This window comes from Paenibacillus sanguinis 2301083 = DSM 16941 (assembly GCF_000374825.1).
Classification (GTDB): Bacteria; Bacillota; Bacilli; order Paenibacillales; family Paenibacillaceae; genus Fontibacillus; species Fontibacillus sanguinis.
Window position 1 is genome coordinate 82491 of record NZ_KB895381.1, and the last position, 15120, is coordinate 97610.

The 15120-nt window shown below is 49.3% G+C and carries 12 protein-coding genes; 10 read left to right on the forward strand and 2 right to left on the reverse strand.

Annotated features, from left to right (window positions below; all coding sequences use genetic code 11):
• Window positions 1-64 precede the first annotated feature (64 nt).
• Both C557_RS0111240 and C557_RS0111245 read left to right on the forward strand, forming a co-directional pair.
• Window positions 65-2362: a glycoside hydrolase family 3 C-terminal domain-containing protein gene (locus tag C557_RS0111240; protein WP_018751962.1), complete on the forward strand. Its 2298-nt coding sequence runs from the start codon at window positions 65-67 to the stop codon at window positions 2360-2362.
• A gap of 81 nt (window positions 2363-2443) precedes the next feature.
• Window positions 2444-3127, forward strand: a complete 684-nt coding sequence (locus C557_RS0111245) for an SDR family NAD(P)-dependent oxidoreductase (RefSeq protein WP_018751963.1) — start codon at window positions 2444-2446, stop codon at window positions 3125-3127.
• Window positions 3128-3259: 132 nt separating this feature from the next.
• Here C557_RS0111245 and C557_RS0111250 read toward each other — a convergent pair whose 3' ends face one another.
• Complete coding sequence (locus C557_RS0111250; RefSeq protein WP_018751964.1) at window positions 3260-4345, reverse strand: AraC family transcriptional regulator; 1086 nt, start codon at window positions 4343-4345, stop codon at window positions 3260-3262.
• Window positions 4346-4506: 161 nt separating this feature from the next.
• Between C557_RS0111250 and C557_RS0111255 the strand changes: the two genes are divergently transcribed.
• Both C557_RS0111255 and C557_RS0111260 read left to right on the forward strand, forming a co-directional pair.
• Window positions 4507-5997 (forward strand): GH39 family glycosyl hydrolase, encoded by a 1491-nt coding sequence (locus C557_RS0111255; RefSeq protein WP_018751965.1) that lies wholly within the window; start codon window positions 4507-4509, stop codon window positions 5995-5997.
• A gap of 25 nt (window positions 5998-6022) precedes the next feature.
• Window positions 6023-7063, forward strand: coding sequence for an alpha/beta hydrolase (locus tag C557_RS0111260; RefSeq protein WP_018751966.1), 1041 nt, complete (start codon window positions 6023-6025; stop codon window positions 7061-7063).
• Here the strand turns inward: C557_RS0111260 and C557_RS25680 are convergent.
• Window positions 7046-7159 (reverse strand): glycoside hydrolase family 2 TIM barrel-domain containing protein, encoded by a 114-nt coding sequence (locus tag C557_RS25680; protein WP_420805395.1) that lies wholly within the window; start codon window positions 7157-7159, stop codon window positions 7046-7048. The genes C557_RS0111260 and C557_RS25680 overlap by 18 nt on opposite strands.
• Window positions 7160-7236: 77 nt before the next feature.
• Here C557_RS25680 and C557_RS25175 point away from each other — a divergent pair, with 77 nt between their 5' ends.
• From C557_RS25175 to C557_RS0111300, 6 genes are all read left to right on the forward strand, one after another.
• The gene (locus C557_RS25175) at window positions 7237-7467 is read left to right on the forward strand and encodes a hypothetical protein (protein WP_205621615.1); all 231 of its coding nucleotides are present in this window, start codon (window positions 7237-7239) and stop codon (window positions 7465-7467) included.
• A 156-nt stretch (window positions 7468-7623) separates the two neighbouring features.
• On the forward strand, window positions 7624-9030 hold the full coding sequence (locus tag C557_RS0111280; protein ID WP_051082441.1) for an MFS transporter: 1407 nt from the start codon (window positions 7624-7626) through the stop codon (window positions 9028-9030).
• A gap of 14 nt (window positions 9031-9044) precedes the next feature.
• Window positions 9045-11591 (forward strand): alpha-L-rhamnosidase, encoded by a 2547-nt coding sequence (locus C557_RS0111285; RefSeq protein WP_018751971.1) that lies wholly within the window; start codon window positions 9045-9047, stop codon window positions 11589-11591.
• A gap of 221 nt (window positions 11592-11812) precedes the next feature.
• Window positions 11813-13072, forward strand: coding sequence for an anaerobic sulfatase maturase (locus tag C557_RS0111290; RefSeq protein WP_018751972.1), 1260 nt, complete (start codon window positions 11813-11815; stop codon window positions 13070-13072).
• Window positions 13073-13205: 133 nt separating this feature from the next.
• Window positions 13206-14159, forward strand: coding sequence for an ABC transporter permease (locus C557_RS0111295; protein ID WP_018751973.1), 954 nt, complete (start codon window positions 13206-13208; stop codon window positions 14157-14159).
• An 11-nt stretch (window positions 14160-14170) separates the two neighbouring features.
• On the forward strand, window positions 14171-15055 hold the full coding sequence (locus tag C557_RS0111300) for a carbohydrate ABC transporter permease (RefSeq protein WP_018751974.1): 885 nt from the start codon (window positions 14171-14173) through the stop codon (window positions 15053-15055).
• Window positions 15056-15120 lie beyond the last annotated feature (65 nt).

Genomic DNA, 15120 nt, shown 5'->3' on the forward strand with positions numbered 1-15120 from the left:
TTGTAATACCCAGCGTGTGGTGCTGGATTTTTTAGCATCATTATCAATGTAGAGGAGTGATCATGTGACTAGAAATCTTGCTTCGCTAATTACACAAATGACACTTGAAGAGAAGGCGGGGTTTTGCTCTGGCGATACATTCTGGACAACCAAGGCCATTGAGCGCCTGGAAATTCCGTCGATCATGATGACGGATGGCCCGCACGGCCTACGCAAGCAAGCCGGAGAAGCGGATCATTTGGGGCTAAATGAAAGCGTTCCGGCGACTTGTTTTCCGTCAGCTGCCGGGCTGGCCAGCTCCTGGAACCGCGAGCTTGTCCGCAGGGTGGGGGAAGCACTGGGCAAGGAGAGTCAGGCCGAGGGCATTTCCATCCTCCTTGGCCCAGGAGTGAATATCAAGCGCTCCCCGTTGTGCGGCCGCAATTTTGAATATTTTTCGGAGGACCCCTATCTTGCGGGAGAGCTTGCGGCAGAGCATATTGCAGGCGTACAAAGTCAAGGTGTCGGGACGTCGTTAAAGCATTTTGCAGTGAACAATCAGGAGCACCGGCGAAATACGACCGATGCCATTGTGGATGAACGAACCTTGCGGGAGATTTATTTAACCGCGTTTGAAATTGCGATCAAGAAGTCGCAGCCGTGGACGGTGATGTCGGCCTATAACCGGTTGAATGGCACATACTGCTCGGAGCATAAAACCTTATTGACAGAGATTTTGAGAGACGAGTGGGGCTTTGAAGGAATTGTCGTCTCCGACTGGGGAGCTGTCAATGAGGCGGTGGCAAGTGTAGAGGCAGGCATGGATCTGGAAATGCCGTCCAGCCATGGTATCGGTCAGCGGAAGATTATCGCAGCGGTCGAGCAAGGACAGTTGTCTGTTGAGGCTCTGGACCGGGTAGTCGAGAGATTGCTGACGGTTATTTTTAAGGCGGTCGACAATCAGAAGCAGGATGCTTCGTATGATCAGGATGAACATCATCAGCTTGCCAGAGAGGTTGCACGGGAGACGATGGTGCTGCTGAAGAATGACAGTCAACTGCTTCCGCTGCCGAAGGCGGGAAAAATTGCGATAATCGGAGCCATGGCAGAGCAAGTTCGCTATCAGGGAGGCGGTAGCTCCCATATTAAGCCGACAAAGCTGATTAGCATTCGGGAGGAAATTGAAAAGTCTGCGGGCGCAGCGGAAATCCGGTATGCCAAGGGCTACCAGCTGGAAGTTGACGACAATGACGGGCTGCTGCTCGATGAAGCGAAGCAGGCAGCCGCGGGGGCGGATACCGCGATCCTGTTTGTGGGCTTGCCCGACCGGTATGAATCCGAGGGATATGACCGGACGCACCTGGATTTGCCTGCTAATCAGGTCGAGCTGATTGAGCAGGTGGCAGCGGTTCAACCCAATGTCGTCGTGGTGCTAAGCAATGGCTCGCCGGTGGTTATGCCATGGCTGGGCCGCGTAAAGGCTGTGCTTGAGGCGTATCTGGGAGGCCAGGCGCTTGGCGGAGCCATTGCTGATCTGCTGTTTGGCGATGCCAACCCAAGCGGCAAGCTGGCGGAGACATTCCCGCAGAGCTTAAGTCATAATCCTTCGCATCCGTTTTTTCCTGGAGAAGGCGACCGCACCGAGTACAGAGAAGGCATCTTTGTCGGGTATAGATATTACGATATCAAGGATATCGAGCCACTGTTTCCGTTCGGATACGGACTAAGCTATACGACGTTTGCCTATTCCGACCTGGAATTAGACAGCGACCAAATGACGGATCAGGGGACGGTACAGGCAAAAATAAAAGTGAAAAATACAGGCAGCAGATTTGGTCAGGAAATCGTTCAATTGTATGTTCACCGTTCATGTTCAAAGGTGCTCCGCCCGGAAAAAGAGCTAAAGGGCTTTGCCAAAGTTGCACTTGAGCCGGGAGAAGAACAAACCGTCACGTTCCATTTGGATAAGCGAAGCTTCGCTTATTACAACGTTGATTTGAAGGATTGGCGCATTGAGTCTGGGGAGTATGAAATTTTGATCGGAAGCTCCTCACGAGATATCACGCTTCGGACGGTGTTGAGGGTGCAATCCACGGAGGAAATTGTTCCGACATTCCATCGGAATACGACACTTGGCGAGTTGATGGAGAATCCTGCTGCCCAGTCGATTCTCGCTCAAATGCCGGGAATGTCGCCTTCGACAGAAGCAACGGAGACATCGGAAGCTGTGTCAGAGGATATGATGATGGCGACTATGCGAGATTTGCCGCTGCGGGCCTTGCTTCCGTTCTCCGGCGGCGCCATGACAGAGGAGACGCTGACGGGTCTGCTGGAGCAGCTAAACCAGGCTGTGCGCGTCTCCAAAAACCATGAATCAGAGTAATCTGTCACTCAGTAATGAAATAGGTTATACTTTGAAGATATGAGGTCCATTTGCGGCCCTATTTTGAAGGGAGTGAAGATTATGAGCTTGTTGCAGCAACGAGTGGCGATTGTAACCGGAGCAGGAACAGGGATTGGAAGGGAAACAGCGCTGCAGCTGGCAGCCGAAGGCGCGTTGGTCATACTCGTCGGTCGACGAAAAGAAAAGCTTGAAGAGGTTGCTCGGCTGATTGAGCAAAGGGGTGGCCGCAGTCTGGTTTGTCCAGCAGATGTTACAAATTCAGAAGAAGTACAAAACTTGAAACAGCTTGTGCTGAGCCAGGTAGATCGAGTAGATATTTTGGTCAATAACGCAGGTGGAACCGGGCCGTACAGCCTGATTCATGATATGAGCTATGAAACCTGGGATCATATTATTCAACTGAATCTATATAGTGTATTTCTAATGACGAATGCCTTTTTGCCTGTGATGCGTTCTCAACAATACGGTCGGATAGTAGGCGTTACTTCTTCGCTTGCGACTTCAAATTTTGAAAGTCTGGGTGCTTATTCTGCGGCGAAGGCGGGGATGGAAGCTTTTATTCGAGCGGTAGCCTTGGAGGAAGGGAAGTATGGGATTTTGGCCAACTTGTTTGATCCAGGCAACCTCAAAACAGAACAAAACCCTTATGGTCAGGGCGACCCCAGTACGGTAATCCATAAGCTGGTTCCACTGACCTGCTTATCTTCAGATGGCCCAACGGGACAAACGGTACGAGCCTATTAAAAGAAACAGCTTCCAAAATGGCAATAAAGGAGCAGGATGCTTATTAGCATCCGCTCCTTTATGTTTTGGGTCGCTTGGACTAGAAGATAGCAGGTGTTCACTCCATGGCTTGGCCATTGAGAGAAGCTAGCTCTATGGATGGGGGCTATCCGCTTGTTCAGCCCTGTACCTGGAAGGCGGAATGCCAGTATGTTGTTTAAATATGCGGCTAAAATGGGAAACATCCGAGAAGCCAGTGAAGTCCGCTATATCCTCTAGCTTTATATTTGACTCCAACAGGTATTGGGTGGCCTTCTTCAACTTCACATCTATCAACAGCCTGGAGAAGCTGGTTCCTGCTGCCTGTTTAACGATTTTACAGATATATTGCTTGCTTAGATGCACGTATTCTGAAGTCGAGGCCAGCGTCGCTGTTCTGAAGTCTTTGTTGATATAATTCATGATCTCATTGAAATGGACCTCTGCATTTGTGAGCGCGACAGGCGTCTCGATCTCGGATTGCTTGTGGCGAAACAAGAAGCTGAACAACAGCTTTAAGTAGCACTCCATAATATTGTTGCGGAACTCGTCCCCCCACAGATATTCGCTGAATAGGCGAAGGATGGTTTCCTTTACGTCCTTATTGCTGCCGGTATGAAAAAGGATGTAGTTCGCTTCTTCCTGGCTGCTTTTCTCGAACAGGACCTTGTTAAAAAAGTGGATGAGTGGGGGATTATGATGAAACAACTCAAAAAAGAGAGAATTAATATACTTGCGTCTGATCATCACATAAATACAAATACTGCCCTCCGTCATTTTCACTGAATGCATCGTATCGGGCGGCATGACAAACAAATCTCCTTCGGTCAGTGTAAATGTCCTGTTTGTCAGGGTTAGAATGCCTGTACCTTTATGGATATAGATACACTGAAGGTAATTGTTGGAATGCATCATGTCCAGTGAGAAGTTGATATGCTTCGTAACAGCCATATTGAGGTCTGCCAAAATCAGCATGTTTTCATCGAGTTTTGTGAAATCCGTAATGTACTTGGGAGTATCTTCTGTATAGTGTGGCCAATATAAACGTATCAAATGATTTTTTTTAATATAATTATTCGATAAAAATTTGATATAGGTTGAGTACTCCTGTAAGGAAAGCTGCCCATCGGCATTCTCCTTGTAAAATTCCTCCATATTCGTCAATACATAAAGGATATGATCGATTTTCTCTGTAAGCATCTTAACCTCCTCTTCATGAAACTTCTTCTTGATCTATAGTCTAGTCCATTGTTTCATCCTGTTCAAGCTGCTGGTTAACCCCAGCCATTCCATCCCTCCGCCCAAAGGTATAACCTGAGCCTTATAGGGTGACCCTAATTCAACAGAAAGAGGTGTTTTTTATGAAAGCGAATTTTTCCATAGATCTCGCTGCAAATACAGTGGAATTCCCTCACTATTGGGAATTGTGTGTAGGGAGCTGTCACGCTTATACGGCTCTTCGCGCAGATTATCAGCGGATGTTAAAGAAGGCACATGATGAACTTGGCTTCCAATACGTTCGTTTTCACGGCCTGCTGGATGACGATATGTCTGTCTATACCGTTAATATGCTTACGGGGCAAGAGCTGTATTCTTTTCATAATATCGATGTGATCTTCGACTTTCTGCTGAGCATCGGGATGAAGCCGTTTATCGAGCTCGGATTTATGCCTTCCGCATTGGCGTCCGGTGAACAGACCTGTTTCTTGTATAAAGGGAATATTACACCACCTAAAAGCTATGACAAATGGTCTGAATTGTTGGATGCGCTTACCAGACACTTGGTGGACCGCTATGGCATCGAGGAGGTTCGCACCTGGTTTTTTGAAGTGTGGAACGAGCCGAACCTGAAATTCTTCTGGGCCGGAACCCAGGATGAGTATATGAAGCTGTATGAATATTCGGTTAGGGCAATTAAGCAGGTAGATCCCTTGCTGAAGGTTGGCGGGCCGGCTTCCTCCGGCAATGCCTGGATTCCCGACTTTATTGAATATTGTCAAAAGAACGAGGTTGCGGTTGACTTTATTTCAACCCATCATTATCCGACCTCCGATCCGCTGAGCACGCACCATGAAGTCGATATCGAAGCGATGATGCGTCTGGGCGAGGAAGAAAGAATGCAGGCCTTTGCAGCATTGATGGACCCGTACTATGAGCGGGGAGTGATGGCTGTGATGGCGCAAAAGGCCAAACAGGAGGCCGGAGATCTCCCGCTCTATTATACGGAATGGAATTCGGCTGCATTTCCGTACAAGCAGGATGATCCGTATGCCGCTGCTTTCATTGTGAAGACGTTAGCTGATAATGCCGGCCTTGTTGAAGGCTATTCGTTCTGGACGTTCTCCGACATTTTTGAAGAGTCTGTGCAGCAATCCCTGCCGTTCCATGGGGGATTTGGGCTGCTGAATATTGACGGTGTTCCCAAGCCTTCTTACCAGGCGTTTCGCATCATGCATGAGCTGGGAACGGAACGAATTCCTACGGAGACCTGTGAGGTCAAGACGCTGGAGCTGCTTGCCACGAAGAAAAATGGCGGGCTCTCTATGGTGCTGCACAATCATAATGCGCCGGAAGCGGATATTGCGGCTGTGGAGGTGGGCATTATATTTAAAGGGGATTTAACCGGGAAACAAGCCATCGTAAGGACAGTCGATGAATACCATGCCAATCCCAAAGCCAAGTGGCTGGAGCAAGGCAGCCCGGAATATCCTTCACCGCAGCAACTGGAGCAATTGTTCCAGGCTGCGGAGATGCTTGCTGTACCTGTCGATCTGAAGCAGCTCCCAGGCGGGGAATGGCTGCTGGAGCTGAATGTGGAGCCGCATAGCGTAACTGCTATTGATATTCAGTAGAACCATGAACTGGAGGATTTCAACCATGGAGATCATAATCAAAAAGGTGCCGGACTCCCCTTTGGCGGGCGGACTCGATCCAAGAGTCAGACAAATAGCAACAGAGCAGGCCGAGAAGCTGGCTTCCTTGGGTCAGCAGGATATGAAAGAGCTTAAAGCTGATTTTGCTTCTTACATTGAACAGGTCAGGGCAATGATGGGCTGGCCGAATCAGGATATCACAACTATGGAGGTCACAACGGAGGAGATCCGTATTCCCGGACGCGATGGAGAAATACGTGCGAGAAGTTATACGGTACAAGGCAACCGGGATTATAAACCGGCTGTCGTATTCTTTCACGGCGGCGCCTTTATTGCCGGAACGATCCAGACGGTAGAAAATGCATGTAAATATCTTGCTGAACAAAGCAGTGCAGTAGTTGTGAGTGTCGATTACCGCCTTGCGCCGGAGCATCCCTTCCCGGCAGGAGTACATGATTGCTTTGACGCAGTGAAATGGGTATACGAGAACTCGGCAAATTTGGGGATCAATCGTGAACAAATCACAGTAGCTGGCGATAGTGCAGGCGGAAACCTGGCGGCAGTATGCGCGCTAATGGACCGTGACCTTGGCACAGGAATGATTAAATACCAGGCGTTGCTCTATCCCACAGTCAATATGGCCGGTACTGAAACTGATGATTTCAAGTGGAGCATTGATCAGTACGAGATCAATAATAACCATGAGCTAACTCTCGGCACCATCTATGCTTTAAGCAGTGTAGCTGGAATAGCGCCTTTGTATGTGCCTGATAATGTGCAGGCCGCAGACCCTTATATTTCGCCGTTGCATGGCCATCTTGAGGGACTGCCCCCGGCGATTATTATTGTCGGTGAATTTGATTATCTTCGCCTGGAGGGAGAGGCTTATGGCCGAAAACTGGAGCGCTCTGGCGTACCGGTGCGGATGATTCGTTACGCCGGCATGGATCACGGGTTCATAGATAAAATCGGTTTGTATCCTCAGGCAGCAGATTGCATCCAAGAAGTTGCACAGGGCATGAAGGAATTATTTTCTTCGGATTAAGAATAGAAATGTTAACGGTCTCAAAATGATTTCATTGCCGACGCACCACATAATTACGGAAGGATGATTGTAGTCTCTCAGGATCATCGAGGCCAAATCTCCTTGCCAATCGTGCTCGTTTAATCCGATTTTACCAAGCTACGAGTATATTCCTGATCCCGAGCCGTATGTGTTTGACGGGCCGGGTGTACGTCATTGGTTCACATGATGAGCTGTGTTATGCCACAAGCAAGCATTCGGACTGGGGCTTTCAATATGGCGGAACCATCATCTCCAATGGAGATATTTATCTGGATGGCAGACCCAAGAAGGCGGCGCTGAATTACTTTGGCCATAACCATGGAAGCCTGGTAGAAATTCATGGTGATTGTCTCCACCAAGCTCGGCGGAGCCGCAATCGCTGAAATTGAAATAAAGGTTGCAGATCATTGGACAACTTTTGGCAGAAGCATGAATCCGCTAACAGGGATTTTTCCGCTCTACTTGAGGTTTGAAGGAACAGGGAAGCTGGATTTGCTTGACTTTGAATTGGAAAAAATTAGGCAAGGAGAATTCACACCATGATAGAGGATAACGAGATTAGGGAAGAGCAGTCGGCTGCCAGCTCTGATGAAATCCCTTTACAGCTTCATAAAGGACAGCTGCTTGGCGATAGCCTTGGGATGGCGGGCAATGGGCTGATCGCCATCATCTATTCTTCTTTTGTCATGTATTATCTGACAACAGTCGCTCATCTGGACGGAATTGTGCTGGGGAGCCTGGTGCTGGTCGGCTCCATAATAGGGGCTTTTGCAAGCTTTGCTACGGGAATTTTGATTGATAAACTTAACTCCAGATACGGGAAGGTACGACCCTGGTTGCTGGTAGCGATCCTGCCGATGGCAGGATCGCTTCTGCTTCTGTTCTCCATCCCGGAGAGCCTGTCAGTATCCGTGAAGATGATCTGGGCCGGGGCATGCATCATCTTCTTCAATATCGGCAGCTCCATGTTCAGCTCAGCCTCCGGTTCGCTAATCCCGATGGCCACCCGCAACCCGCTTGAAGTAGCCAAAATGGGCTCGGGACGCGCATTGGGCACGATGGCCGGAGCAATGCTTGTAACCCTGGGTTATGTGCCTGTCATCGGGTTGCTGGGCGGAGATCAGCGGGCTTACTTTATCGTAACCGCTGTCCTGATTGTCATCGGAACGGGGCTTGTTGTGAATCAATTTCGCACCTCGCGAGAAAATGTCAAGACGATTAGCCGGGATGAAAGCGGAACGGAGAAGAAGGTTCCCTTCAAGGATGCCATCCTCTCGATCTTGAAAAATCCGTACTTTCTTGCAGCTTGCCTGATTATGTTTGCATCAACCGCTATGCTTTCATTGAATAATGCAACGACAGTCTACTATGCCAGGTATGTGCTTGGCAATATCAATCTGCAAAGCCTGTTGGCTGTTGCGGGGGCGGCTCCGGCACTGCTGATCTTTGCCATTTTGCCCAAGCTGGTCGAAAAGCTGGGCACTCGGTGGATCGTTGCCATAGCAACTCTGCTGGTGATCGTCGGTTGCCTGATCCGTACGGCAAATACAAGCAATGTACCTTTGGCCTTCATCGGCTTTATCCTCTCCGGAGTGGGATCTATCCCTTTATCGGCTCTAATTACCGTGCTCGTCAACAGCACGATTGATTACGGCGAATGGAAGAGCGGGATCCGCTCCCCCGGACTGATGATGAGTCTGATCGGGATCGCCACGCTTATGGCAAGCTCGTTGAGTGTCTCCAGCATCGGCTGGATCCTGGGCGCAACCGGGTTTGATGGAGCTGTCGAGCAGCAGTCGGAGCAAGCGATGCAAGGCATCCTTACGATCAGTCTTTATCTGCCTATCATCCTGGCGGCTCTGCCCTTCGTGTGCATGCTCTTCTGGAGACTGGAGAAGAAGCTGCCGCAAATTGTCAATGAGCTGAGAGCAAGAAACGGAGAGTAGGAAAGGAGAGCGAGATGATACACGCACAACAACTAAAAACCGAGTATCTGGTGAACCCCCTTGGCATTGATATTGCTGAGCCACGCGTGATGTGGACGGTGGCAGGGGCCATCAAGCAGTCCGCTTATGTCATCCAGGTGAAGGTGGAGGGTGGAGAGACCTATACCAGTGAGAAGATCGAAACGGATGAAATGTTTGCCCCGATCCCGCTTGTGCTGAACAGCCGCGACAGTGTTGCCTGGCAGGTGAAGCTTTATGATGAAGCCGGGGAAGAGGGTCCCTGGAGCGAGCCTGCGCTGTTTGAAATGGGGTTGCTCCGGCCTTCCGACTGGAGGGCGAAATGGATCATGGGCAATTATGAGCACAGCAAAAAGAAAAAGGTGCGTTATCCGGTCGATTGCTTTAAAAAGGAATTCAGCACCTCCGGAGAAATCAGCAAGGCCAGATTGTATATTACAGCAAACGGAATCTATGAAGCGAAGCTGAACGGCAAGCGGGTGGGGAATCAGTATTTTACACCCGGATCTACCAATTACGATGTAAGGACCCACTATCAGACCTTTGATGTCACCGATATGCTGGCACAGCATAACACGCTGGAGGTCGAGTTGGGGGATGGCTGGTATGCCAGTAAAGCAGGAGTTTTTGGAGGAAGCAAGGTGTTCGGGTATGAACCCAAGCTTCTCGCCCAGCTTGAGATCACGGATAAGCAGGGGGAAATAGCCACGATCGTCTCCGATAAGAGCTTTGCCTGGAGCAATGACGGCCCGATCCGTTATGCGGATATGAAGGACGGAGAAATCATTGAAGCGTGGAGAAAGCCCTCTTACGCTTCCGTCGCTCTGGAGACGACCTATCACGGAATCGTCTGCTGCTCCAACAATGTCCCTGTTGTAGAGAAGGAGCGCTTGAAGCCTGCAGTGCTCCAAACACCGGACGGACAAACTGTGCTGGACTTCAAGCAGAATATTGCCGGTTATGTTGAGTTTCGTGTCAAGGCGCCCAAAGGGCATAAAATTACACTGGTGATGGGAGAAACGCTGGACGAGAACGGAAATTTTACGATCAAGAATATTTCCTATGATGGGGAGTACACCAAATCACATCTGCAAAAATTGGAATATATGTGCAGCGGAGACGGCGAAGAGGTCTACAAGCCCAAGTTCTCCGTTCAGGGCTTCCAATATGCGCTGGTACAGAATTGGCCCGGGGAAGTGACCGCAGAAGCCTTTACGGCCATAGCCGTCTATTCGGATATGGAGGTTACGGCCGACTTCAGCTGCTCTCATGAGGGAATCAACAAAATCGTCGAGAACACTTTATGGAGCGTTAAAGGAAATTTCCTGGATGTGCCGACGGACTGCCCGACCCGGGAGAGAGCAGGCTGGACAGGGGATGCGCAGCTGTTCTTTAATACGGGGACGATCTTTATGGATCAGGCGGCCTTTTATAGAAAATGGATGAGAGATGTCAGCGATGAGCAAGCAGAATCCGGACTGGTCTATAACATTAATCCGCGGGTAAGCAATTTCCGCACTTCCTTGTCCATTGAAGGCTCCAGCGGCTGGGGCGATGCCATGATTCTGATTCCTTATCGCTACTGGAAGCGTTACGGAGATGACAGCCTCATGAAGGCGCAATATGAGGCTATGGTAAAGTGTGCCGAATTTTTCATCAGAAGACTGGGCAAATATAATCTGTTCTCCACCTTCAAATTCCGCAAGAATCGGGAGCAGCGCAAGTATATCGTGGGTGTGGGCCGTCATTTTGGCGAATGGACCGAGCCCAAGGGGACGGAGACCAAATTGGCGCTGGCACTCCCCAGACCGGAGGAAGCCTCGGCTTATTTGGCCTACTCGCTGACCTGCCTTGGGGAGATGACCGAGCATCTGGGGAAAACGGAGGAAAGCCGCAGATACAACGATCTGGCAAAAAAAATCAAGGCAGCCTACCAGGTTTATTTTACCGAAAATAATACGATCCAAACGAAAAGAATGGCGAAGCTGGTGCGGCCTGCGGCTCTTGACGTTGTGGATGACAAGGTGAAGCAGAACCTGCAGCAGGAGCTTGTGAGCCTTGTGCGCGAGCGGAACTACAAGATCGGAACCGGATTTCTGTCTACTCCGTTCCTGTTGGGCATGCTGTCCGATGCCGGATATGCCGAGGATGCCTACAAAATGCTGGTTCAGCCCGAGCTTCCCGGCTGGATGTACCAGGTGAATCACGGTGCTACAACGATGTGGGAGAACTGGACGCCGGATGCCTCGCTTAATCATTATTCCAAGGGAGCCTGCTGTGAGTGGCTGTTCAGCAATGTATGCGGAATCAACATTCCCGGGCAAAGGAATCACTTTCTCATCAAGCCCACGCTATGCGAAGACTTGAAGCATGCCAGGCTGGCCTATTCCAGCGTATATGGAAAAGTAATCAGCGGATGGGAAAAAGCAGGCAGTAGAGTCACCTACACCATCGTGATTCCCGGGAATTGCAGCGCAGATATTTTGCTGCCTGATGGCGAACAACATCGAGTGGGTGCAGGGACCTATAAATATGTGAAATGAAAATGAGTGATCTGCACAGTACAGGCGATGGTAATCCGGGAAATTGCGAGTTTTCTGCTGCCTTCGGTGCAGATTGACGAGTTAAGACAGCCGTGGTAGGATGACATTGCCAACCAAATAGATATAATCAATGTAACTTGACCGGATCACCGGAAACACAATAGTTGCCAGAAACAGCTGGCTTCTATCGTGTTTTTTTATTTTGGAGGAGGCTGGATTCTATGACTTTACCATGTTCAGTTGACAGAGTAAGCGGTTCGTTAAGCATTATGTGGAAAACGGTCTCAGAGGACTGCAATCTGGCTTGTGATTATTGCTATTACAGCAGTTGTGCAGGCAAGCCAGGCCCCAAAATCAACCGGATTGCCCCTGAACTCCTGGATAGCTTTATCAGGTCCTATATGGCCCGCACTAGTGGAGCAGCTTCTTTCGCCTGGCAAGGGGGAGAGCCGCTGCTTGCCGGACTGGCTTTTTTCCAGGAGGTTGTCTCCCTGCAGGCCCGGTACGCCAAGCCGAACACCATCATCGCCAATTCCCTCCAGACCAATGCTACGTTAATTACAGAGGAGTGGGCTCGCTTTTTCAGACAATATCACTTCCTGATTGGAGTCAGCCTGGACGGACCGGAGCATATTCATGATAAAAGGCGCGTGTACAGCAATGGAGCAGGCAGCTTTGATCGAGTGATGGCGGGGATTGAACAGCTCCGGCGCCAGCAGGTGGAATTCAATATTTTGACGGTAATCCACGAGGGGAATGTTGGAAGGGCGCGTGAGCTGCTGGATTTTTATAAGGAAAACGGGTTTGGCTATATTCAGTTTATTCCGGCGATGGATTTCATGGCGCAGGAAACAGGGAAGCAAGCTCAATTCCGTATTACACCAGAGCAGTACGGACAGTTTTTGTGCGAGGCATTCGATGTTTGGTATAACGAGGGGAATCCTGTCCTGTCGGAACGGTTCTTTGACAATCTTCTGCATGCTTATGTTGGAAGACCAGGCGGGCTTTGCATACACCAGGCGACTTGTCCTACAACGATCATTTTGGAGCAAAATGGTGATGCATATCCCTGTGATTTCTATATTGGCGAGGAATACAGGCTCGGCAATGTGGCCCGCAATTCGCTTGAAGAAATTCTTGCTCACCCCGCTTATGCCAAGTTTCTGGCAATGAAGCCGGCGCTGCCGGATGCATGCGCAAGCTGCGAGTATTTGCAGGTCTGCCACGGTGGATGCCCGCGAAATCGAGCGCAGAACCGGCAGGAGGGCGTGCCTTACCCTGATTACTTCTGCGAGAGCTATAAGATGATCTATGCGTATTCGAAAACCCGGATGGAGCAGCTAAGCATTCGCTTGCGGCAGCGCTGGCTGGACGATTATCGAAAAAGCGGGCGTCCTCTGCCAGGCCGAAACGAGCCTTGCCCATGCGGTAGCGGACGTAAATTCAAGGTTTGCTGCGAGCGGCTTGCCTCAGCACAATAGGCAGCTTGCTTGATGTAACTCGAATGAGACACCAGGGTCTAGATAGTGATAGAAACAGGTCGGAAAACTGATAGATTATATCCGATAATTCCTATATGATTACATAAAAGAGGAATAGGGAAGGAAGATTGGAATGAGTCAAGCTGCGACTGCCCGCGGGATTGCAAAGGAGGCACCTCAGAAGCGTCGCTTTCGCAAATATTTACCGCTCACGATAATGGTGCTGCCAGGTGTGCTGTACTTTTTGTTAAATAATTATCTCCCTATGTTTGGACTCGTGATCGCATTCAAGGATATAGATTTTTCACAAGGAATTTTGGCTAGCGATTGGGCAGGGCTGCAGAACTTCGAGTACTTATTCAAGACTTCGGACGCTTATATTATTACTCGCAATACGCTCCTTTATAACGGCGCCTGGATTATCCTGACGGCAGTGAGCGGCATCATGCTTGCAGTGCTGTTAAATGAAGTTCGTCAGAGGTTTTTTGCGCGATTTTACCAGAGCATTATTCTGTTGCCGCATCTAATCTCGATCATCATCGTTGCGTATCTGAGTTACGCGATGCTCAGCCTGGATACCGGATTCATCAATACAACGATTTTGCCGGCTCTGGGGATAGACAAAATAATGTTTTATTTTGAAGCAAAGTATTGGCCCTTCATTCTGACCGTCGTTCATATGTGGAAGGGTCTTGGATATTCCGTCATCATTTATTACGCTGCGATTATCGGGATTGACGAAGAATATTACGAAGCCGCGCGATTGGATGGAGCCGCGAAATATCAGCAAATCCTGTATATTACAATCCCGTTGATCACTCCGGTTATTATTATGCTGACACTTCTCGCAATCGGGAGAATCTTCTATTCCGACTTCGGATTATTTTATCAAATACCAATGAACTCTGGTGCGATTTATGAGACGACTAATGTCATCGACACCTATGTCTACCGCGGTCTGCTTGGCCTCGGAGATATTGGAATGTCGGCGGCAGCCGGGTTCTACCAATCCATCGTGGGCTTCATTCTTGTCCTTACCGCCAATATGATCATACGTAAATTCAGCAGAGACAATGCGATGTTCTAGGAGGAATAGTCATGACATACGAAAACCGCATCTGGCAATGGCTTGCACACATGGTCTATCTACTATTGACGATCGCTTGTGTGGCTCCTTTTATATTGCTGCTCGTGTCTTCCTTTACGGATGAGACTGAAATTATGCGCAACGGCTACTCCTTCTTTCCAAAAGTGTTCAGTACAGCAGCATACGAATACCTGCTCAGCGGCAGCTCCAGCATTTTCAGAGCCTATGGGATTACCCTGTTTGTAACCATTGTCGGAACGACGGCTGGACTTTTGATTGCAGCGTTGCTGGCGTATCCTCTCTCCCGTGCGGATTATCCGGCAAGAAAGGCATTGGCCTTCTTCGTCTTCTTCACAATCCTGTTCAATGGCGGACTTGTTCCGACGTACCTAGTGTATACTCAGTTGTTCGACCTCAAAAATACACTGGCCGGCTTGATCGTACCTGGCTTGTTGACGAACGGATTCTATGTACTTTTGTTACAGACGTTCTTCAGAACATCTGTTCCGTTGGCTGTCATCGAATCTGCGAGTATTGATGGTGCCGGTGAGTTTCGGATATTTTGGTCTATCGTCTTGAGACTATCCACTCCGGTACTGGCAACCGTTGGTTTACTCCAGACCTTGTCGTACTGGAATGACTGGATGAATGGTACGATTTATTTAACAGATGTCAAGCTGTACGGGATTCAAAATCTATTAAACCGCATTTTGTCTGATGCCCAGTTTATAGCCAACAGCAATTTCGGCTCGGAGATCATCAACATAGCGGCAGCACCGCTGGAGACCGTTAAAATGGCAATCGCGGTCATCGGGATTATACCGATTCTTGTTGCGTATCCATTCTTCCAGAAATATTTTGTAAAGGGCATCTCGATTGGAGCAGTGAAGGGATAGTAGTGTATGGCAGCAGTGTGAATAAGTGAGCCTCGTTTTTGTAACAGCAAAAACGGGGTTTTCCA

Coding starts and splice junctions, on each gene's coding strand:
- C557_RS0111280 (WP_051082441.1), top strand. CDS start 7,624: ATGATAGAGGATAACGAGATTAGGGAAGAGCAGTCGGCTGCCAGCTCT.
- C557_RS0111245 (WP_018751963.1), top strand. CDS start 2,444: ATGAGCTTGTTGCAGCAACGAGTGGCGATTGTAACCGGAGCAGGAACA.
- C557_RS0111250 (WP_018751964.1), bottom strand. CDS start 4,345: ATGCTTACAGAGAAAATCGATCATATCCTTTATGTATTGACGAATATG.
- C557_RS0111300 (WP_018751974.1), top strand. CDS start 14,171: ATGACATACGAAAACCGCATCTGGCAATGGCTTGCACACATGGTCTAT.
- C557_RS0111290 (WP_018751972.1), top strand. CDS start 11,813: ATGACTTTACCATGTTCAGTTGACAGAGTAAGCGGTTCGTTAAGCATT.
- C557_RS0111295 (WP_018751973.1), top strand. CDS start 13,206: ATGAGTCAAGCTGCGACTGCCCGCGGGATTGCAAAGGAGGCACCTCAG.
- C557_RS0111255 (WP_018751965.1), top strand. CDS start 4,507: ATGAAAGCGAATTTTTCCATAGATCTCGCTGCAAATACAGTGGAATTC.
- C557_RS0111285 (WP_018751971.1), top strand. CDS start 9,045: ATGATACACGCACAACAACTAAAAACCGAGTATCTGGTGAACCCCCTT.
- C557_RS0111260 (WP_018751966.1), top strand. CDS start 6,023: ATGGAGATCATAATCAAAAAGGTGCCGGACTCCCCTTTGGCGGGCGGA.